Annotated in this window: 18 protein-coding genes; 6 read left to right on the top strand and 12 right to left on the bottom strand. The window is 69.1% G+C overall.

What is annotated here, in order from left to right; genetic code table 11:
• Positions 1 to 3: 3 nt before the first annotated feature.
• The 4 genes from CAL25_RS20990 to CAL25_RS21005 all read right to left on the bottom strand — a co-directional run bounded on the left by CAL25_RS20990 (position 4) and on the right by CAL25_RS21005 (position 2,050).
• Positions 4 to 219 carry a hypothetical protein gene (locus CAL25_RS20990; protein WP_094803612.1) on the bottom strand — a complete coding sequence of 72 codons (216 nt, stop codon included), beginning with the start codon at positions 217 to 219 and terminating at the stop codon, positions 4 to 6.
• Positions 220 to 314: 95 nt separating this feature from the next.
• On the bottom strand, positions 315 to 869 hold the full coding sequence (locus CAL25_RS20995; RefSeq protein WP_094803614.1) for a hypothetical protein: 555 nt from the start codon (positions 867 to 869) through the stop codon (positions 315 to 317).
• A 94-nt stretch (positions 870 to 963) separates the two neighbouring features.
• Entirely contained in the window at positions 964 to 1,656 is a 693-nt protein-coding gene (locus CAL25_RS21000; RefSeq protein WP_094803616.1) for an LrgB family protein, read from the bottom strand.
• Positions 1,646 to 2,050: a CidA/LrgA family protein gene (locus tag CAL25_RS21005; protein ID WP_094803618.1), complete on the bottom strand. Its 405-nt coding sequence runs from the start codon at positions 2,048 to 2,050 to the stop codon at positions 1,646 to 1,648. Before CAL25_RS21005 ends, CAL25_RS21000 begins: the two co-directional genes overlap by 11 nt.
• Before the next feature lie 167 nt (positions 2,051 to 2,217).
• Here CAL25_RS21005 and CAL25_RS21010 point away from each other — a divergent pair, with 167 nt between their 5' ends.
• On the top strand, positions 2,218 to 3,123 hold the full coding sequence (locus CAL25_RS21010; RefSeq protein ID WP_094803620.1) for a LysR family transcriptional regulator: 906 nt from the start codon (positions 2,218 to 2,220) through the stop codon (positions 3,121 to 3,123).
• A 100-nt stretch (positions 3,124 to 3,223) separates the two neighbouring features.
• Here CAL25_RS21010 and CAL25_RS21015 read toward each other — a convergent pair whose 3' ends face one another.
• Positions 3,224 to 3,535: a hypothetical protein gene (locus tag CAL25_RS21015; protein ID WP_094803622.1), complete on the bottom strand. Its 312-nt coding sequence runs from the start codon at positions 3,533 to 3,535 to the stop codon at positions 3,224 to 3,226.
• Positions 3,536 to 3,735: 200 nt separating this feature from the next.
• On the opposite strand from CAL25_RS21015, the gene CAL25_RS21020 reads away from it, so the two are divergent.
• Positions 3,736 to 4,182, top strand: coding sequence for a GNAT family N-acetyltransferase (locus CAL25_RS21020; RefSeq protein WP_094803624.1), 447 nt, complete (start codon positions 3,736 to 3,738; stop codon positions 4,180 to 4,182).
• A 92-nt stretch (positions 4,183 to 4,274) separates the two neighbouring features.
• On the opposite strand, the gene CAL25_RS21025 is transcribed toward CAL25_RS21020, so the two are convergent.
• From CAL25_RS21025 to norR, 4 genes are all read right to left on the bottom strand, one after another.
• Positions 4,275 to 6,680, bottom strand: a complete 2,406-nt coding sequence (locus CAL25_RS21025; RefSeq protein WP_094803626.1) for a TonB-dependent receptor — start codon at positions 6,678 to 6,680, stop codon at positions 4,275 to 4,277.
• Between the two features lie 102 nt (positions 6,681 to 6,782).
• Complete coding sequence (locus tag CAL25_RS21030; protein WP_094803628.1) at positions 6,783 to 7,736, bottom strand: FecR domain-containing protein; 954 nt, start codon at positions 7,734 to 7,736, stop codon at positions 6,783 to 6,785.
• Entirely contained in the window at positions 7,733 to 8,275 is a 543-nt protein-coding gene (locus CAL25_RS21035) for a sigma-70 family RNA polymerase sigma factor (protein WP_094803630.1), read from the bottom strand. Before CAL25_RS21035 ends, CAL25_RS21030 begins: the two co-directional genes overlap by 4 nt.
• 114 nt (positions 8,276 to 8,389) lie before the next feature.
• The gene (norR, locus tag CAL25_RS21040) at positions 8,390 to 9,940 is read right to left on the bottom strand and encodes a nitric oxide reductase transcriptional regulator NorR (protein ID WP_094803632.1); all 1,551 of its coding nucleotides are present in this window, start codon (positions 9,938 to 9,940) and stop codon (positions 8,390 to 8,392) included.
• Between the two features lie 189 nt (positions 9,941 to 10,129).
• Between norR and ytfE the strand changes: the two genes are divergently transcribed.
• Both ytfE and CAL25_RS21050 read left to right on the top strand, forming a co-directional pair.
• A complete protein-coding gene (gene ytfE / locus CAL25_RS21045; RefSeq protein ID WP_094803634.1) occupies positions 10,130 to 10,810 on the top strand; it encodes an iron-sulfur cluster repair protein YtfE in 681 nt (226 codons plus the stop codon).
• A 132-nt stretch (positions 10,811 to 10,942) separates the two neighbouring features.
• The gene (locus CAL25_RS21050) at positions 10,943 to 11,662 is read left to right on the top strand and encodes a helix-turn-helix domain-containing protein (protein ID WP_094803636.1); all 720 of its coding nucleotides are present in this window, start codon (positions 10,943 to 10,945) and stop codon (positions 11,660 to 11,662) included.
• A 110-nt stretch (positions 11,663 to 11,772) separates the two neighbouring features.
• Here the strand turns inward: CAL25_RS21050 and CAL25_RS21055 are convergent, their stop codons facing one another.
• Positions 11,773 to 13,572: a gamma-glutamyltransferase family protein gene (locus CAL25_RS21055; protein ID WP_094803929.1), complete on the bottom strand. Its 1,800-nt coding sequence runs from the start codon at positions 13,570 to 13,572 to the stop codon at positions 11,773 to 11,775.
• A gap of 20 nt (positions 13,573 to 13,592) precedes the next feature.
• Positions 13,593 to 15,095 carry an ABC transporter substrate-binding protein gene (locus tag CAL25_RS21060; protein ID WP_094803638.1) on the bottom strand — a complete coding sequence of 501 codons (1,503 nt, stop codon included), beginning with the start codon at positions 15,093 to 15,095 and terminating at the stop codon, positions 13,593 to 13,595.
• A 187-nt stretch (positions 15,096 to 15,282) separates the two neighbouring features.
• Here CAL25_RS21060 and CAL25_RS21065 point away from each other — a divergent pair, with 187 nt between their 5' ends.
• On the top strand, positions 15,283 to 15,798 hold the full coding sequence (locus tag CAL25_RS21065) for a cupin domain-containing protein (protein WP_094803640.1): 516 nt from the start codon (positions 15,283 to 15,285) through the stop codon (positions 15,796 to 15,798).
• A gap of 46 nt (positions 15,799 to 15,844) precedes the next feature.
• Here the strand turns inward: CAL25_RS21065 and CAL25_RS21070 are convergent, their stop codons facing one another.
• Positions 15,845 to 16,717, bottom strand: coding sequence for a LysR family transcriptional regulator (locus CAL25_RS21070; RefSeq protein ID WP_094803642.1), 873 nt, complete (start codon positions 16,715 to 16,717; stop codon positions 15,845 to 15,847).
• Between the two features lie 133 nt (positions 16,718 to 16,850).
• Between CAL25_RS21070 and CAL25_RS21075 the strand changes: the two genes are divergently transcribed.
• Positions 16,851 to 17,840, top strand: coding sequence for a tripartite tricarboxylate transporter substrate binding protein (locus CAL25_RS21075; RefSeq protein WP_094803644.1), 990 nt, complete (start codon positions 16,851 to 16,853; stop codon positions 17,838 to 17,840).
• The last annotated feature ends 3 nt before the right edge of the window (positions 17,841 to 17,843 follow it).

Genomic DNA, 17,843 nt, shown 5'->3' on the forward strand with positions numbered 1-17,843 from the left:
CGATCACTCGAACCGCGGCTCTTCGTCGAACTCTTCGGCGAGGCGCTTGAGTGCTGCCTTGACGGCCAGCTCTTCGTTCGGAAAGGGTTGATCCAGCACTTCGAGCGGCGGAAAGCCGAGAATGGTTGCGCGTGACATATATCCGTCTTCGTCTTCGCAGGTCTGGACCTCGAAGTTGCGCTCGCCAATCCAACCGCTCTTGTAAACCTTCCATTCCATGACATGACTCCTGGAGCGGCCGCCTGCCGGCCGCCCGGTGAGGGGCGCACCCCGGCGCTGGCATGCGGGCAGGCCGCGCCAGCGCGCGCCGTGCTTCAGGGTTTCTTCATGCCGCCCTGCTGCTGCAGCTGGGCGGCGGCGCGTACCAGGGCCTCGGTCACCATCTCGGAGAGCAACGGCGCCGACAACTGCATCATGTCGGCGCCCACGCTGTTGCCGCGTTCGGCGAACTTGCCGGCATCCGGTGAGTCGGTGCCCTTGGCGGCGATCGACTTGAGCTCGGCGGTACTGAAATGGCGGGTGTAGGCCTGCGCCAGATTGGCGTCCCACGCGGGCTGATATTTGGGCTCGAGCGCGTTGAGCTGCTCGACGACGGCCGCCTGCGCGCGGTCGGGGCCCGCGGCCTTGACCAGATTCGCGTAGGTGTCGGTGCGGGCGGCGGCGGCGAACGCCATGACCTTCATGCCGGCGCCGAGCTTGTGCTTGGCCACGAGGGTCTTGGCCGAGCCCAGATCGCCGGCGGCCTGCGCCCGTGGCGCGATGCCCGCGCCGAGCGCGGCCGCCAGGGCCAGCGCGGCCCAGGCCGATGAGAACGCGGGGAAACGGCGGAATCCTTGCCTTGCTGCTGCACGACCGACCGATACGACCATGTTGCACCTCTTCGACAGGAGTGGCCCGCGGGGCGGGATGACCCACTGTACACCGCGCGCCGGCCCTCGTTAAGCCTGCCGCGGCGACATAGCCTCAAGCCGTCAGCAGGAACGCGATGCCGGGTGTCACCAGCACGTTGGCCAGGCCGGCCAACACCATCACGAGCCCGGCGATCGAGCCTTCATCGGCGGCGAGCTCGCGCGCCTTGGCCACGCCGGCGCCGTGCGCGCCCATGCCGAACAACGCGCCGCGCGCGAGCGATGAGCGCAGCGGCAGCGCGCGCCGCACGATCTGGCCCATGGCCGCGCCGCAGACGCCGGTCAGGATCACGAACACGGCCGTGAGATCGGGGATGCCGCCCAGATTGCCCGACACCGTCATGGCGAACGGCGTGGCGACGGACCGGGGCACGAGGCTCAGGCGCACGTCGTCGGGCAGGTGCAGCCAACTCGCCAGCAGCCAGGCCGAGAAGCCCGCGATGGTGCTGCCGACCACCACGCCCACCAACAGGATGGGCCAGTAGCGGCGGATCAGCGCACGCTCTTGATACAGCGGCAGCGCGAACGACACGATCACCGGACTGAGCATGGCCATCAGCCAGTGGCTGCCGCTCATGTAGTCGCGGTAGCCCGCGTGCAGCCAGACGGCCAGCGCGAGCAGCAGCGCCGGCGCCAGCACCAGCGTCGATGTCCACCAATAGCCCAGCCGCTGGTACACGGTGCGCGCGCAGAGGTAGGCCAGCACCGTCGCGACCGGCCAGAAGAACAGGCTCAGGTCAGGATGCATGGCGGTTCATCCAGCGATAGCAGAGGTCGATCACCAGCGCCGTGCTGCCCATGACCAGCAAGGTGCCCAGCACGATGATCGCGGCGATCTTCAGGCCCAACAGACCGAGCAGCTCGCCGTGGTCGAGCAGGCACATCACGGCCGGCACGAAGAACAGCAGCATTTCGGCCAGCAGCCAGCTGGCGCCACGGCGGATGTGCGTGGGGCGCAACCACCCCGTGCCGAGCAGCACGAGCACGAGCGCCAGACCGATCACACCCCCGGGGATGGGCAGGGCCAGCGCGGTCGCGGCCCACTGGCCCGCCGCGGCGAAGACCGCGATCAGGCCGATCTGCAGCGCACGGCTGCGGCGCCACGCGCTGCGCGCCAGAATCCGATGACGGGACAACTTCACAACAAAAACTCCAGACAATGCGTGCTGGCCGGTTTCTATGCCGGCATGGAAAGCGCCGCAGCCCCTGTTGTACGCCTGTGAACGGCATAGATAAAATGAATTCTCAGAATCCGGGCCATTCAAAATTGGAATAGCCGGGAATCAGCCCCTCACTCAAGGTTTGCCTCATGGATCTGCGCGCCCTCAGAGCCTTTGTCGAAGTGGTCAAGCAAGGCGGTTTCTCGCAGGCCGCCCGCGCGATCCATGCCACGCAGCCCACGGTGAGCAAAGCCGTGCGCCAGCTCGAGGACGAGATCGGCATGCCGCTACTGGACCGTCAGGCCCAGCCGCCCCGCCTCACGCCGGCCGGCGAGATCGTGTACGGCCGCGCACAGACGATGCTGACCGGACGCGACGACCTGATCGCGGAGCTGCAGGAGCTGCGCGGGCTGCGGCGCGGCACCTTGCGTCTGGGCCTGCCCACGCTGGGCAGCAATCTGCTGTTCGCGCCGCTGTTCGCGCGCTTTCGCCGCCGCTATCCGGGCGTGGAGATCCATCTGTCGGAGCACGGCAGCCGCCGTCTCGAAGACATGGTGAGCAGCGGCGACATCGAGCTCGGCGCGACACTCGCGCCCATTCCGCCGCAATTTGCCTTTCAGGCCGTGGCGCGCGAGCCCATGGTGGTGCTGCTGCCGCCCGACCACCCGCTCGCCCGCAGCCGGCGTCTGCGCCTCGCGCAACTGCGCGACACGCCTTTCATCCTGTTCGAGTCGGGCTTCGCGCTCAACCATGTGCTGCTCGCCGCCTGCGAGCGCGCCGGCTTCACGCCCACGGTGGCCGCGCGCAGCGGCCAGACGGACTTCATCAGCGCGCTGGTCGCGTCGGGCATGGGAGTGGGCTTTCTGCCGCAGCTCGTGGCGCGCGAACGGCGCCAGCCCGGCGTGCGGCAGGTGCCGCTCGATCCGCGCGATGCGCTATGGGAGATGATGCTGATCTGGCGCGCGGAAGGCTATCTGTCGCACGCCGCCCAGGCCTGGCTCACGCTCGCGCGCGAGGTGTACGGCGAAGGCAGCGGCGCCGCCGCGTCAGCCTGAGTGTCGATCGGATGTGCCGCTCAGTGCGCGATAAAAGGCTCCAGCTCGCGCCACGGCCCTTGCGCGCGGTGTTCCGCGATAGCGGCGTCGGAGATCGCCATCACAGCACTCCCGCCAGTGCCTCTTCCCACATTGCCACGCGAGGTACGGCCCATTCGCTGCGGACATGCGCATACAGCGATTGCGCCTCTTCGAGGTTGACGCCCGCCTCGTAGCTTGCGCAACCGATGATCTCGGGCTGCAGCTCGACATACATGCTCGCAATCAATTCCTTGCCAAGGGCGCTGATCGCGAGGCCATGCAACGTGCCGGCACGCAGCGCGTCCCGCACGTCCGCCGCCGTCAGAATCGCACCATACGGCGCGTTCAGATGCGTCGCGATCATCTGGAGATAGCCTTGGGGCAAAGGCATGGCAATGGGTCCCGGACTCGATGAGTCATTCTAGCCCTGACGCTGCGCTTATGCGATACGCACATCGCAAAGCGGGGTGCCTGCCCTCGTGCCGGTGACGGGGCGGGCGATGCCATGGCCGCGCTTTCCATGGCCGGACCGACGCGGTAAAAAGAGCTGCCGCGCCACGTTCGGCGCCTCACCCGTCCGTCGCCCTCATCATGTCCCACGTTGCTCTGCACTACGCGCCCGTCTCGCTCGATGACCTCCCCGCGCTGGCGGAGCTGCGCGTGGCGGCGATGCGGGAGAGTCTGGAGGCGCTGGGCCGTTTCGACCCGGAGCGCGCGCGCCGGCGGCTGATCGAGGGCTTCGTGCCCGAGTATGCGCGCCACATCGAAACGCCGGCCGAACGCATCGGCTTTTATGTGCTGCAACCCGAAGACGACGCGCTGCACCTCAAGCACTTCTATCTGTGGCCGCGACACTGCGGCCAGGGGCATGGCCGCAGCGTGATGCAGGCGTTGCAGGCACAGGCGCGGATGGCGGGTTTGCCGCTGCGCCTGAACGCCCTGCGCGGCAGCCGGGCCAATGCCTTTTATCTCGCATGCGGCTTCGTCGAAGAACACGCCGACGCCCTGGACGTGTACTACGGCTGGCACGCCGGCTGAGGCCTCACGCGGTCTGGCAAGGGGCAACGCCGGGCCGCGAGCCCCGGCGCCTCACGCCGCCGCGGCGAGCGCAGCCACCGCATGCCCCGCGCTCAGAAGTCGACCGACGCCGACAGCATGAACGTACGCGGCGCCCCCTGCGAGATCGTGCTGTACGACGCCACGCCGGACCAGTAGCCTCGATTGAACACGTTGGCCACCGTGGCGCGCAGCGTCACGTCGCGATCCTGCACGCGCAGGCGGTAGCGTGCGCCGACGTCGACCGTGGTCCACGACGGCACCGACTGCGTATTCGCCTGGTTCACGTACTCCTGCCCCGTGTACACCAAGTTGCCCAGCAGCGTCAGCCCTTGCACCCAGGGCAGATCCCATTGCGCGCCCAGGCTCGCCATGCGGCGCGGCACGCCGACCGGGCGGTTGCCCTGCGTCAGCGGATTGCTGGTGCGCGTGAGCTCGGCGTCGAGCCAGGTCACGCCGCCCAGCAGGCGCACGCCCGGCGCGACTTCGCCCATCACGTTGAGCTCCAGGCCGCGATTGCGCTGCTCGCTGTCGGCGGCATACACGCCGTTGCTGAGCTGGCCGCTGGGCTTGCTCAGGTTGAACGCCGACAGGCTGACCACGGCGTCGTCGAAGTCGACCTTGATGCCGACCTCGCGTTGACGCGACTTATAAGGCTCGAAGACCTCGCCCGCATTGCTGGCGGTGGCGGGCGCGATATCGCCCTTGCTCAGGCCTTCGATGTAGTTCGCATACAGCGACACATTGCTCCAGGGCTTGAGCACGAGACCCGCCAGCGGCGTCGTCGCGCTCTTCTCGTAATGCACCGTGCGCGCGCCGGTCGCCGCGAAATTGCTCGACTCGATGCGCTGATGACGCAGCCCCAGCGTGAGCTGCACGCGATCGTCGAGCACGCCGAGCGTGTCGGCCAGGGCAATGCCGCCCAGCTGCGACGACGAGACCTTCGGCACTAGCGCAGGAGCCGCGATCGACTGGCGCGGCCGGCTGATCGGCTCGTAGATATTGGAAAAGACCGGCGTGCCCGCGCGGCTGGCCTGTGCCACCTGGTCGTCGTACAGCGAACCCTGCACCGACAGGTTATGGCTCACCGGGCCGGTGTCGAAGCGCGCGCGGGCACCGGCGTTGTAGGTTGCCCGATCCACCTCGAACTTGAAGTAGCTGGGCGTGGCCACGGTATCGCCGCGCGCGTTGAGGATCTGCGGCGTCTGGTCGCTCAGGCGCGCGATATCGATCGTGGAGCCGCCGGCATCGGCGAACACGGTCAACGCGTCGGTCACGTCGTACTCCAGCCGCAACAGCGCCGATTGGCTGTCCGACGTCCACCAGCCCCACGGCTGCGTGACGTTGCGGCGGCCGTCCGGCGCCTCGGGCACCTGCAGGCCGCCCGCCACCAGCATCGGCCGCGTCGGCGCGTCGATCTTTTCGTTCTGCAGGATGACGTCGAGCGTGGCGCGCAGGCGCGCACCACGGTAATCCAGGGCAAGCGCCCCCAGGTCGGTGCGGGAACGCTGATTGTCCAGCGGCGTGGCGCCCTGCCGGTGCATGCCGTTCAGCCGCACGCCCCATTCGCGGTCGTCGCCGAAACGCCGGCTCAGATCGACCCGGCCGCCCCACTGCCCTTGCGACAGGTAGTCGGCGGTCACGCGGCTCAGGTCGTCCGGCAACGAGCGCTTGGGCACCATGTTGACCACACCGCCCACGCCGCTGTTGGGCGACATGCCGTACAGCAGCGCGCCGGGGCCCTTGAGCACGTCGACGCGCTCGATGTAGTCGGTGAAGACGTGATAGTTGGGCGCGATGCCATAGACGCCGTCGAACGCGATCTCGCCGAGATTGCCTTCGCCGATCGGAAAGCCGCGGATATAGAACGAATCGGTGATGCCGCCGATCTGGCCGGTGAAGCGTACCGAGGGGTCGGCGTTGAGCGCCTCGCCCAGCGTGGTGGCCTGCCGATCGGCCAGCATCTGGGCCGTGTAGGTGGTCTGGTTGAACGGCGTGTCCATCACGTCGCGATTGCCCAGCAGGCCCACCCGGCCGCCCCGCGCGGCCTGCGCGCCGGTGAAGAGCTCGGGCAGCGCGCCGGGCGTACTGCCCGCCACGGTCACCGTCGGCAGGACGGCCGCCTCGCCTTCGCGTGGCACGGGCCGCAGCGTGTAGCCCGAACCCGAAGGCGCGAGCACGAAACCGCTGCCTGCCAGCAGCGCGGCAAAGCCGTCCTGCACCCCGTACACGCCGTCCAGCCCGGCGCTGCGCCGCCCCGCGACGACGGCGGGATCGAACGACAGCGGCGTGCCGGTCGCCGCGGCGAACCGCGCCAGGGCCTGGCCCAGCGATCCGGCGGGCACGTGGTAGGCCTGGCGCGCCGCGGACGCGGCCGGCGTCTGGGCCTGAACCCCGGGGGTCAGGGCAGTGGCGATAGCGAGCGCGAGCAGACTCGAACGCAGGGCGTCCAGGGGAAATACAGCGGCAGGGCCTTTCATGGTGCGCGATCCGTCAGCAGAGAATCCGTGGGAAATCGGCGCGCGCGCCAGACGCGCGCAGCCGGTGATTTCCTTGCATACCGGACGAGATCGAAAAAAGGCTCACGCGCCGCGCACGGGTCGCACCGTCACCCAGTAGGGGGTGATGCGCACCACCCGCAGCGGCAGCGTCTGTGCGAGCAGGGCCAGGCTCGCGTCGGTATCGCGCAACGGGAACGCACCGGACACCGGCAGGTCCGCGATCGCCGGATCGCAGCGCAGGACGCCGGGGCGGTAGCGCGCCAGCTCGGCCACCACCTCGCCTAACGGGCGGTCGTGCACCGCCAGCATGCCGCGCGTCCAGGCCGCTGCCGCCTCGTCGGCAGCCGCGACTCGGCCGGCGCCGGTGTCATCCAGATCCAGCGCCTCGCCGGCCTGCAACACATGCGGCGCGCCCTGCGTCGGGCTGACTTCCACAGCCCCGTCGAACACCGCCACCCAGGTCCTGGCGCCATCGCCGCGCACCGTGAACCGGGTGCCCAGCGCCCGCAGCCTGCCCTGCGCGGTGCGCACCACGAAGGGCCGACCGGCGGGGTCCGGCGCGGTCTGGATCATGATTTCGCCGGCACGCAGCCAGAGCAGGCGTTCGTCGGGCCCATAACGCACGTCGAGCGCGGTGGCCGTGCCCAGCACCAGCTCGGTACCGTCGGTGAGCGCCACGCTGCGGATCTCGCCGGTCGCGGTGCGCAGATCGGCGGACCACGCCTGCCACGGCACCTGCCGGCTGCCCGCCCACCCGGCGGGCGCCGCCACGGCGAGCCACGCCAGACCGCGCAGCAGCCGGCGCCGCTCCGAGCGCAGCCGCGCAGCGTCGCGCAGCACCGGTGCGGGCACTTGCTCGAACTGCGCCAGCAGGCCCTGCGCGCGGCTCCAGGCCTGCGCATGCGCGGGGTCGGCGGCGCGCCACGCCTCGAACGCGCGCGCCTGCTCGCCATGCAATTCGCCGCATTGCAGCTGCACCAGCCATTCGGCGGCCTGACGCAGCACCGCCTCCGACACGCCGGCCGCCGCGCTCATGCGACCGCCAGGCAGGCGACGAAGCCCGTCTGCATATGACGTTTGACGGTGGCCAGCGACACCGATAAACGGCTGGCGATGGCTTCGTACTTGAGCCCGTCGAACTGCGCGAGCAGGAAGATCTCGCGCGTGCGCGCCGGCAAGGCTTCGAGCGCGGCGTCGATACGAATCAGGGTTTCGAGAATGAGCGCGCGGCACTCCGGCGACGGCGCCTGCGGCGCCGGAAGGGCCGCCAAGGCATCGAGGTACGCGCGTTCGACGGTCTGACGGCGCCAATGGTCGACCATCAGGCCCTTGGCGATGTGCACCAGCAGCGCGCGCGACCCGCCGGACGCATCGCCGCCCCGCACCTCTTCCTGTGTCGCACGGCGGCGGGCCTGCAGCACCCTGACGAACGTGTCCTGCGCGAGGTCGGCCGCGTCACCGGCGTTGCCCAGCTTGCCGCGCAGCCAGCCGGCCAACCAGCCGTGGTGCTCGCGATAAAGCCGGTCGATCTCATGAGACGGGGAGGAACTGACAGGGGAAGCTGGGCCGTGCATGGAGGTCCCGCAGCAGGCTCGGACGCCCGCAGTCATCAAGAATGGTTCGCATTCTACGTTAAGTCCGACGGGGCGCGACCCGCATCAAACGGGGACGCTGACGAACGCGCCGGCTCAATCCTCGCGCGCGATCCCGAGCCGGCGGGCCAGCTTGTGCAGATTGCTGGGATCCACGCCGAGTTGGCGCGCGGCGCGGCTCCAGTTGCCCTCGTGCGCGGCAAGCGCTTCCCGGACGCACGCGCGCTCGCACGCCTCGACCGCGTCGCGCAGCCGCACGGCAGGCGCGCCCGAAGTCGCTGGCGCCGTGACGCCGTCCGGCACCACGCGGGCGGGCGGCGCGGCCTGCCCCATGCCGTCCAGATCGAACAGCTCCGCCTCGAGCGTGACGATCTCGTTGCGGCCGGTGCCCCGGCTCACGCGCTTGAGCGCGGCGCGGCTGATCTCGTGTTCGAGCTCGCGCACGTTGCCCGGCCACGCGTAGCGGCGCAAGGCCTGCTCGGCATCGTGCGACAGGCGCAGTGCGCGCAGTCCGAGCCGGGCGCGGTTCAGTTCGAGAAAGCGGCCGGCCAGCAGCAGCACGTCGCCCCCGCGCTCGCGCAGCGGCGGAATCGCGATCGGATAGACCGAGAGCCGGTGGTAGAGATCGGCGCGAAACGTGCCATCGCGCACGTGATCGCGCAGATTGCGATTGGTGGCCGCGATCACGCGCACGTCGACCTGACGCGGCACGTCCGATCCCAGCCGCTGGATTTCGCCGTTCTGCAGCGTGCGCAGAAGCTTGGCCTGGATCGCCAGCGGCAGTTCGCCCACCTCATCGAGAAACAGCGTGCCGCCGTGCGCCGCCTCGAAGCGGCCCGGCCGCTCGCTGCTCGCGCCCGAGAACGCGCCCTTAGCATGACCGAACAATTCGCTTTCGGCCAGCGACTCGGGCAGCGCGGCGCAATTGACATGGATGAGCGGCTTGGCGCGCCGGCGCGAGAGGCGATGCAGCCGGTGCGCGAACAGCTCCTTGCCCACGCCCGTCTCGCCCAGCAACAGCACCGGCAGCTCCGAATCCGCGACCACCGCGATCTCGTGCAGCAACGCGGTGATGGCCTCGCTCGCACCGATGATCTCCTCGTCGCCGCGCACGATATGCAGCGCGGGCTCCTTGGCGCGGGCCAGGCGCAGCGCACGGATCTCTTCTTCGAGGCGGCTGACGCGCAGCGCGGCCTCGACAGCGGGCAGCAGCGCTTCGAGCTCCTCGCGCGCGCCGGGCGCGAACGCGCCGGCATCGAGGGCGTCGAGCGTGAGCGCGCCGGCCAGCCGGCCCTCGACGTACAGACTCGCGCCCATGCAATCGTGGACCGAGAGCGGCTCGCCCTCGTGATGCTCGATCAGACCATCGTAGGGATCGGGCAGACCGCTATCGGCCGGAAAGCGCGTCACGCCCTGCTGCGCCAGGATCGCGGAAAGGCGGGGGTGCTGCGCCACGACGAACCGGCGGCCGAGCGCGTCGTCGGCCAGGCCATCGACCGCGAGTGGCTTGAGATGTTCGCCCTCGAGGCGCAGCAGGGCACAGGCCCCGGCGCGAAAGTGCGCCCGCAGGCTCACCACCAGCCGTTGCAGGCGCACGCCCGGCGGCAGGTCGGCCACGAAATCGGCCAGCAGCAGTTCGGTCATCATGGTTGGGTTCACCCGGATCGGCAGGCACCATGCCTCGATCGGGTCAATATAACCCTGCATGGTGAAAAACACCCGAACCAGACTGGGTAAAAAACACCCTGCATCCAGCTAAGCCATTGATTCCATAGCGATCGTGAACTGGCACGGATTTCGCTTTGTTCAAGGTATCCCCTCACCAAGGAGCACACCATGAGCATGCAAGACCGATCGTTGGGCGAACTGGCCCGCCGCATTCCCGGCGCCACCCGCGTGTTTCACGACTACAAGCTCGACTTCTGCTGCGGCGGCAAGCACACGCTGCGCGAAGCCGCCCACACCCTGGGCGTGGATGCCGGCGTCATCGAGGCGCGCCTGCAGGCGCTGGCGGAAACGCCCCCGCCCCAACACGACTGGAGCCGCGCGAGCGCCTCGGAGCTGATCGACTACATCCTGGTGCGCTTTCACGACAAGCATCGCGAGCAGTTGCCCGAGCTGATCCGGCTGGCCCGCCGTGTGGAAGAAGTCCACGGCGACCGGCCCGAATGCCCGGTCGGCCTGGCCGACCTGCTGCGCGACATGCAGCAGGAGCTCGAAAGCCACATGCAGAAAGAGGAACAGGTGCTGTTCCCCATGCTCTCGCGCGGCATGGGCATCATGGCCGGCGCGCCGATCGCCGTGATGCGCATGGAGCACGACGATTGCGGCGAGGACCTGCGCCGCATGGAGGCGCTGACCGACGGCATCACGCTGCCGCGCGCCGCCTGCAACACCTGGCGCGCGCTGTATCTCGGCCTGCGCGCCTTCCGCGAAGACCTGATGGAACACATTCATCTGGAGAACAACGTGCTGTTCGAGAACGCGCTGCAGCCGGCCACGCAGGCCGCGCACTGAGCGAGCCCGTGACCGGCGGGTGCGCGGCGCCGGCAACGGCGGCCGCGCACCGATACCTGCGTGCCGGCACACGCACCGCACGCGACAGATAACCAGGGCGCGCCTGGCGCGCCCGCCCTCGAAGGAACGATCATGCTGTCCCCTCTCCCGTTCGATGACGTCACGCCGCGCTGCCTGCACACGGCGGGCCTGCTTCCCGACCTGCCTTCGACGCAGGATCTGCGCCAGGTCGAAGCGCTGGTGCACGAGCGACGGCGCGTGGAGAAAGGCCAGGCGCTGTATCGCACGGGCGACCCGATGAACGAGGTGTACGTCGTGCGCATCGGCACCTTCAAGACGCACCTTTCCACGTCGGAGGGACACGCCCAGGTCATGGGCTTTCATCTGCCGGGCGAATTGTTGGGGCTGGACGGGCTGGCCGATCTGCATCACACCGCGGATACCACGGCGCTCGAAGACAGCGAGGTGTGCGTGATCCGGCTGGCCGACCTGCAGGCGCTCGCGACGGAGATGCCCGCCCTGCAACTGCGCTTTCTGCGCGCGCTGGGCAAGGAGCTGACGCAGGACCAGACCATGATGGTGCGCCTGGGATCGATGCGCGCGGAGGAGCGGCTGGCCGCCTTTCTGATCGACCTGTCGCAACGCATGGAAGCGCGCGGCTACTCGGCCTCGGAATTCAACATGCGCATGACGCGCGAGGATATCGGCAGCTACCTGGGCCTGACGCTCGAGACGGTGAGCCGCCTGTTCTCGCGCCTGGCGGACGCCGGCCTGCTGGCGATTCGCCAGCGGCACGTGAAGCTGCTGGATCTGGCGGCCATGCGCCGGCTGTATCACGCGGATTGCCACTGAAACCCGCGCAGCCTCGAGCGCACGAGGCGGCCCTGAAGGCACCGCCCTGCGTCATGCGCCCAAACGGGCGGACAGGCGATCCCTCGCCCATCCGCCGACTCCACGAGCCCTCAACGGCCGACCGCGTACGCCTGCATCAGGCGCGGCGTGGCGGCCGCATGGAGCAGGCCGTCGGGATCGCGGCTGGCCGCGGTGAGGCGGCCGACGGTCCATTCGGGCACCTCTTCGATGTGGTGCCCGCGCGCGCGCAGATCCGCGATCACGTCGGCCCCGAACGAGCTCTCCACGGCCAGATGGCCGGGCTTGCGGTCGCGCGGATAGAACGAGGTCGGGAAGTGCATCGTGTGCGACATCGGCAGGTCGATGGCCTCCTGCAGATTCAGGCCGTGGTGGACGTGGCGCAGGAACAGCTGCAACTGCCATTGCTCCTGTTGATCGCCGCCCGGCGTGCCGAACACCATGTAGGGCGCGCCATCGCGCAACGCGAGCGACGGCGTGAGCGTGGTGCGCGGACGCTTGCCCGGCGCCAGCGTGCACGGCAGATCGGGCACCAGCCAGAACATCTGCGCACGCGTGTTCAGACCGAAGCCCAGGCCCGGGATCACCGGCGACGACTGGAACCAGCCCCCCGACGGCGTGGCCGACACCATATTGCCCCAACGGTCGATCACGTCGACGTGCGTCGTGTCGCCGCGCTTGGCGGAGGCGCGCATGTCGGCCATGGTCGGCTCGTTCGAGGCCGCACCGATCTGCGTTACCTTGGACAGCCGCGCCAGGGTATCCATCACGCGCGCCACCTGCGCCTCGAAGCCGGGCACGATGCCGGGCTGCAATGCGTGCGACGCCGTCTCGCCCAGCAGCGCACGCCGCTCGGCGTTGTACGCATCGGAAAGCAGCGCCTCGAGCGGCACGTCGACGAAGGCCGGGTCGCCGTAGTAAGCCTCGCGATCGGCGAACGCCAGCTTCATGGCCTCGGTGACGCGATGCACGAACTCGGCACTGGCCGGGCCCGTCGCGCCGAGATCGGTGCCTTTGAGAAGCGCCAGCGTCTGCAGAAATACCGGCCCCTGGCTCCAGGCGCCGGCCTTGGCGACGGTGTAGCCGTGATAGTCGTACGTGAGCGGCGTTTCGTAGGTGGCGGACCAGCCCGCCATGTCGGCGGCCGTGAGCACACCGCGGTGCGCCCGCCCGCTTTCGTCCATGACCTCGGTGTTGCGCGCGTAGCGATCGATTTCTTCGGCGACAAAGCCGCGGTAGAAGGCATCGCGCGCGGCATCGATCTGGCGCTCGCGGTCGCCTCCCACCGCCTCGGCCTCGCTCAGCACGCGCCGCCAGGTCTGCGCCAGCCGCGGATTGCGGAACAGCTTGCGCGCCTCGGGCACCGCGCCCCCCGGCAGATAGACCTCGGCGGTCGTGGGCCAGTGCGCCTCGAAGAAATCCTTGAGGCTCGCGATCGTGTTGCTGATGCGCGGCATCAGCGCGTGACCGTGTTCCGCGTAATAGATCGCCGGCTCGAGCGCGTCACGCACGCTGAGCGTGCCGTGGTCGCGCAGCATCAGCATCCAGGCATCGAACGCGCCCGGAATCACGGCCGGCAACAGGCCGTTGCCGGGGATCAGGTCCAGCCCGAGCGACTGGTAATGCGCCAACGTGGCGCCCGCCGGCGTGGGACCCTGGCCGCACAGCATCTCGGTGCGGCCCGTGCGGACCGAATGGAACACGATGGGCACTTCACCCGCCGGCCCCACCAGGTGGGGCTCGACGACCTGCAGCACGAAACCGGCCGCCACGGCCGCGTCGAACGCGTTGCCGCCGCGTTCGAGCAGGCTCATGCCGGCCTGGCTCGCGAGCCAGTGCGTGGACGTGACCACGCCGAAGGTGCCCAGGATTTCCGGCCGCGTGGTGAACATGCGATGTCCGGACTGGATCGTCATTTTTTGGCCACCTTCACATCCTTCAGGCGGATCAGGCCGTCGGGATACGCGACGAAGCCCTCGACCTTCTTCTGCACGCCGAACACCCACGGCAGGTAGTAGAGGTAGATCTGCGGACGCTCGACGGTCATCTTCTGGAGCACCTGCGAATACAGCGCGCGGCGCTTGCCTTCGTCGGAGATCGAGCGCGCCTCGTCGAGCAGCTTGTCGATCTCGGGATCGCAGAAGCGGCCGTCGTTCAGGTTGCCCTTGCAGCTGACGTACTGATGGATGTTGCCGCTCGGGTCCACGCGGCCCGACCAGCCGGTCTGGCCCACTTCGAAATCACCGCGCGACAGCGCCGACTGCAGCGCCGCGAATTCGAGCGGACGCAGCGAGATGTCGAAACCGGCCTCGGCCGCCATGGCCTGGATCAGCTCGTACACCTGTTGCATGGTGGTGTTGTTGCCGTAGGTGAGCTCGAACTTCACGCGCTCGAAACCCGCCTCTTTCAGCAGCGCCTGCGCCTTCTTGGGATCGCGGCCGGCATGCTCCACGCTCTTGTCATAGGCAAAGCTGGCCGGCGGGAAGGGCTGGTGCGCGGGCTGGAACATGCCCTCGCCCACCACCTGGTTGATCACATCGCGATCGATGGCCAGCTCCAGCGCCTGGCGCACGCGCTTGTCTTTGGCCAGCGGCGTGCTGGCACGATCGCCGTTGCCGATGTTGACGGCAAACGACTGGAAGCCCAGGCCGGTGACGGCGGCGAGCGTGAGGTTGCGGTCTTCTTTCACCGCCTTGGCATCGCTGGGCGCGATGCGTTCGACGATGTCGAGCCCGCCCGAGCGCAGGTTGTTCAGGCGCACCGTGGCGTCGGGGATCGGGGTGAACACCACGCGATCGAAGTGATAGCTGCCGGCGTCCCAATACTTGGGGAATTTCTCGAGCACGATGCGGTCGTTCTGCACGCGCTCCTTGAACTGGTACGGACCCGAACACACCGGCTTGCTGCCGGGGTCTTTGTCGAACGACGCGGGCGAGATCATCATGCCGGCGCGGTCGGACAGTTGCGAGAGCAACGAAGCATCCGGCGCCTTGAGCGTGAGCACCACGGTCCGCGCATCGGGCGCGGCCACGCTCGCCACGCTGGACAGCTCGCTCTTGCGGTTGCTGTCGGGCAGGCTGATCGCGCGCTCGAGGTTGGCCTTCACGGAGGCGGCATCGACGGGCGTGCCGTCGTGGTAGAGCGCGTTGGCGCGCAGCTTGAACGTGAGCGTCTTGCCGTCGGCGCCGGTTTCCCAGGACTCGGCCAGCTGCGGCACGAACTTCAGGTCGGGCGTGATGTCGACCAGGCGGTCGCAGAGCGACGCGAAGACGATACGGCCCACGAAGGTGCGGGCGCGGGCCGGGTCGAGCACGTCGGGATCGTCCTGCAGGCCGATACGAAGCGTGGATTGGGCCGCGGCGAGGCCGCTGGCCAGCATGCCGGCCGTGGCCAGCGCGATGCAGAGTTTGCGCATGTGGTGGTTCCCCCGAATATTTCAGTTTGGGCGTGCCGCGCATCCAGGCCGCGCGGCCAGGGCCGTAATCTCATCACATTTGCGCCCGACCCGCCAGCGGCGCGCGCAGCGGGCGAGCGGCGGGCGCGGTTTGAGCCCCTGACGCGATGCGGTTACGCTGGACATTCCCCCCGGCTTTGTCCATGCCATGACCGACCACGCCCCCGCCCTTCTGATCGACCGCCTCGGCCTGCAGCCGCACCCCGAGGGTGGCCACTTCCGCGAGACTTACCGCGCCGCCGCCCGGGTGACTCGGACCGATGGCGAAGTGCGCGATGCCTCCACGGCCATTCTGTATCTGCTCAGCGACGGCGCCTGGTCGGCCTGGCACCGCATCCATAGCGACGAAATCTGGCATTTCCATGCGGGGCACGGCCTGCTGGTGCACGTGCTGGGCGCCGACGGCGCGCTGACCACGCATCGTCTGGGCAATCCGCTGGATCGGCCGGACGCCGTGTTCCAGGCCATGGTGCCGGGTGGCTGCTGGTTCGCGGCGGAACTGGCGCCAAACGCGCCGGACGCCTCGGCTGCCTATGCGTTGGCGGGCTGCACGGTCGCCCCGGGGTTCGAGTTCAGCGAGTTCGAGCTCGCCGATCCCGCGGCGCTGGCGCGGGCTCACCCGGAACACGCGGCGCTGATTCACCGGCTGGCGCCGCGCGGCTGAACCGCCTCCCCGGAAGCGGCCACGCCGCCACGCGGCGCCGGAGGATTCAGGCCGGACGCCCGACCTGCAGCAGGCACGCCTTGAGCGCCTCGATGGTGCGCAGATCCTGGTCCGCGCGCCGGCAGACGAGCGCGATCTGCCGATGCGGCGCACGCTTGCCGAGCGAGAGCACCCGCACCGGATGCACGTTCATCAGGTTCGGTCCGATCTCGGGCAGGATGGAAGCGCCCAGGCCCGCCGACACCAGCGCGGTGATGGCCGCCAGCGACTGCAGATCGATGCGGCAGCGGGCGTGCGGCGCATGCTCGGCCACCACGCGCGCGGCCAGCCGCCCGCCGACCGTGCTCTTGTCGAAACGAATCCATTCGTGCCGGGCGAAGAGCTCGTCCAGGCGCGTCTCCCGGGCATCGGGCGGCGCGATGGCGACCAGCGTTTCGCGGTAGAGCGGCGTCCAGGCCAGCCGGCTCGAACCGCCGTGTTCGGGCCGCACCACCACGGCCGCATCCAGCTGTCCCCCGCGCAACTGCTCCGTGAGGTCGGCCACGCGCCCACGGATCGGACGCACGTCCAGCTGCGGGTACTGAGCGCGCACCCGCAGCAGAAGCGCGGGCAGCAGGGTGACTTGCAGCGGCTCGATGATGCCGAGCCGCAGCGCCCCTTCGACGGCGGGCGTGTGGCGCTGCCGCAGCACCGCCAGCCGGCCCAGCGGATCCTTGAACAGCGCGTTCACCTCATGGGCCAGCGCGGTGGGCCGGACCTGCAGCGCCGACCGGTCGAACAAGGCCTGCCCCAGATGCGACTCGAGCTGCTTCATTTGCAGGCTGACGGCACTGGGCGACAGATTCATTGCGCTGGCCGCCGCCGCGAAACTGCCGCCGCGCAGGACGGCGTCGAGCGTATGAAAGCATTCGATCTTCATGAGATTTTTCAACCAATCGATTGAGGAAACATCACTGGCCCTCATGCTAGCCCAGTCATAGCATGGTCCGCACATCACAAGACGACGCGTCGCCGACCGGCGGCGCGAATCGCCACATCGGACGGAGACACGCATGAATCGCCCCCTGCCTCAACGAGGCGCGGCATTGGCCGCGCTCGCCCTCACCGCCTGCGTCGCGCTGGCCGGCCCGACCGCCCACGCCCAGGGCCCGGCGGTTCCGAAGCAGATCACCATGGTCGTGCCGTTCCCGCCCGGCGGCAGCAACGACGTGTTCGCGCGCGTGGTGGCCGAAGGCCTGGGCAGCAAGCTGAACACCACCGTGGTGGTCGAGAATCGCCCCGGCGCGGGCGGCGCGATCGGCTCCGAGTTCGTTGCGCGCGCACCGGCCGACGGCTCGGTGCTCATGCTGTCGTCATCCACGCTCACGACCAACGCCGCGGTGCAGCCGCACCTCAAATATCAGGTGCCGCAGAGCTTCGCGCCGGTGGCGGCCCTGGCCGACAGCCCCATGGCGGTTGTGGTGGCCGCGGACTCGCCGCATCGCAGCCTGAAAGACCTGCTCGACGCCGCGCGCAAAGAGCCCGGCAAACTCAACTATGGCAGCGCGGGACTCGGCTCCGTCAATCAGATGGCGAGCGAGATGCTGGCGGGCGCGGCCGGCGTGCAGTTTACGCACGTGCCCTACAAAGGCATGTCGCCCGCGATGAACGATCTGGCGGGCGGACGGGTGGATTTCGTGATCGCGAGCTTCACCTCGGTGTCGGCCATGCTGCGCGGCCAGCGCATCCGCGTGCTGGCCGTGACCTCGCCCAAGCGTTCGCCGTTTTATCCCGATCTGCCCACCGTGGCCGAGACCGTGCCGGACTACGCCGTGCAGCTGTGGTGGGGCGTGCTCGCGCCGGCGCAGACGCCCCCTGCCCTGCTCGAGGTCTACAACCAGGCCGTGCGCAGCGTCACGTCGGGTCCGAAACTCAAGCAGATGTTCGCCGAAGAAAGCGCCGTGGCGCTCGACTACGACGTCGCACGCTTCACCCAGCTCGTCGCGAGCGATGCGCGCAAGTGGACCGTGCTGGCCCGCGAACGCAACATCACCGCGCAATAAAGG

Origin of the sequence: Bordetella genomosp. 5, assembly GCF_002261315.1 — a bacterium.
Lineage (GTDB): Bacteria > Pseudomonadota > Gammaproteobacteria > Burkholderiales > Burkholderiaceae_B > Bordetella.

Coding starts and splice junctions, on each gene's coding strand:
- CAL25_RS20990 (WP_094803612.1), bottom strand. CDS start 219: ATGGAATGGAAGGTTTACAAGAGCGGTTGGATTGGCGAGCGCAACTTC.
- CAL25_RS20995 (WP_094803614.1), bottom strand. CDS start 869: ATGGTCGTATCGGTCGGTCGTGCAGCAGCAAGGCAAGGATTCCGCCGT.
- CAL25_RS21000 (WP_094803616.1), bottom strand. CDS start 1,656: ATGCATCCTGACCTGAGCCTGTTCTTCTGGCCGGTCGCGACGGTGCTG.
- CAL25_RS21010 (WP_094803620.1), top strand. CDS start 2,218: ATGGATCTGCGCGCCCTCAGAGCCTTTGTCGAAGTGGTCAAGCAAGGC.
- CAL25_RS21015 (WP_094803622.1), bottom strand. CDS start 3,535: ATGCCTTTGCCCCAAGGCTATCTCCAGATGATCGCGACGCATCTGAAC.
- CAL25_RS21020 (WP_094803624.1), top strand. CDS start 3,736: ATGTCCCACGTTGCTCTGCACTACGCGCCCGTCTCGCTCGATGACCTC.
- CAL25_RS21025 (WP_094803626.1), bottom strand. CDS start 6,680: ATGAAAGGCCCTGCCGCTGTATTTCCCCTGGACGCCCTGCGTTCGAGT.
- CAL25_RS21030 (WP_094803628.1), bottom strand. CDS start 7,736: ATGAGCGCGGCGGCCGGCGTGTCGGAGGCGGTGCTGCGTCAGGCCGCC.
- CAL25_RS21035 (WP_094803630.1), bottom strand. CDS start 8,275: ATGCACGGCCCAGCTTCCCCTGTCAGTTCCTCCCCGTCTCATGAGATC.
- norR (WP_094803632.1), bottom strand. CDS start 9,940: ATGATGACCGAACTGCTGCTGGCCGATTTCGTGGCCGACCTGCCGCCG.
- ytfE (WP_094803634.1), top strand. CDS start 10,130: ATGAGCATGCAAGACCGATCGTTGGGCGAACTGGCCCGCCGCATTCCC.
- CAL25_RS21050 (WP_094803636.1), top strand. CDS start 10,943: ATGCTGTCCCCTCTCCCGTTCGATGACGTCACGCCGCGCTGCCTGCAC.
- CAL25_RS21055 (WP_094803929.1), bottom strand. CDS start 13,572: ATGTTCACCACGCGGCCGGAAATCCTGGGCACCTTCGGCGTGGTCACG.
- CAL25_RS21060 (WP_094803638.1), bottom strand. CDS start 15,095: ATGCGCAAACTCTGCATCGCGCTGGCCACGGCCGGCATGCTGGCCAGC.
- CAL25_RS21065 (WP_094803640.1), top strand. CDS start 15,283: ATGACCGACCACGCCCCCGCCCTTCTGATCGACCGCCTCGGCCTGCAG.
- CAL25_RS21070 (WP_094803642.1), bottom strand. CDS start 16,717: ATGAAGATCGAATGCTTTCATACGCTCGACGCCGTCCTGCGCGGCGGC.
- CAL25_RS21075 (WP_094803644.1), top strand. CDS start 16,851: ATGAATCGCCCCCTGCCTCAACGAGGCGCGGCATTGGCCGCGCTCGCC.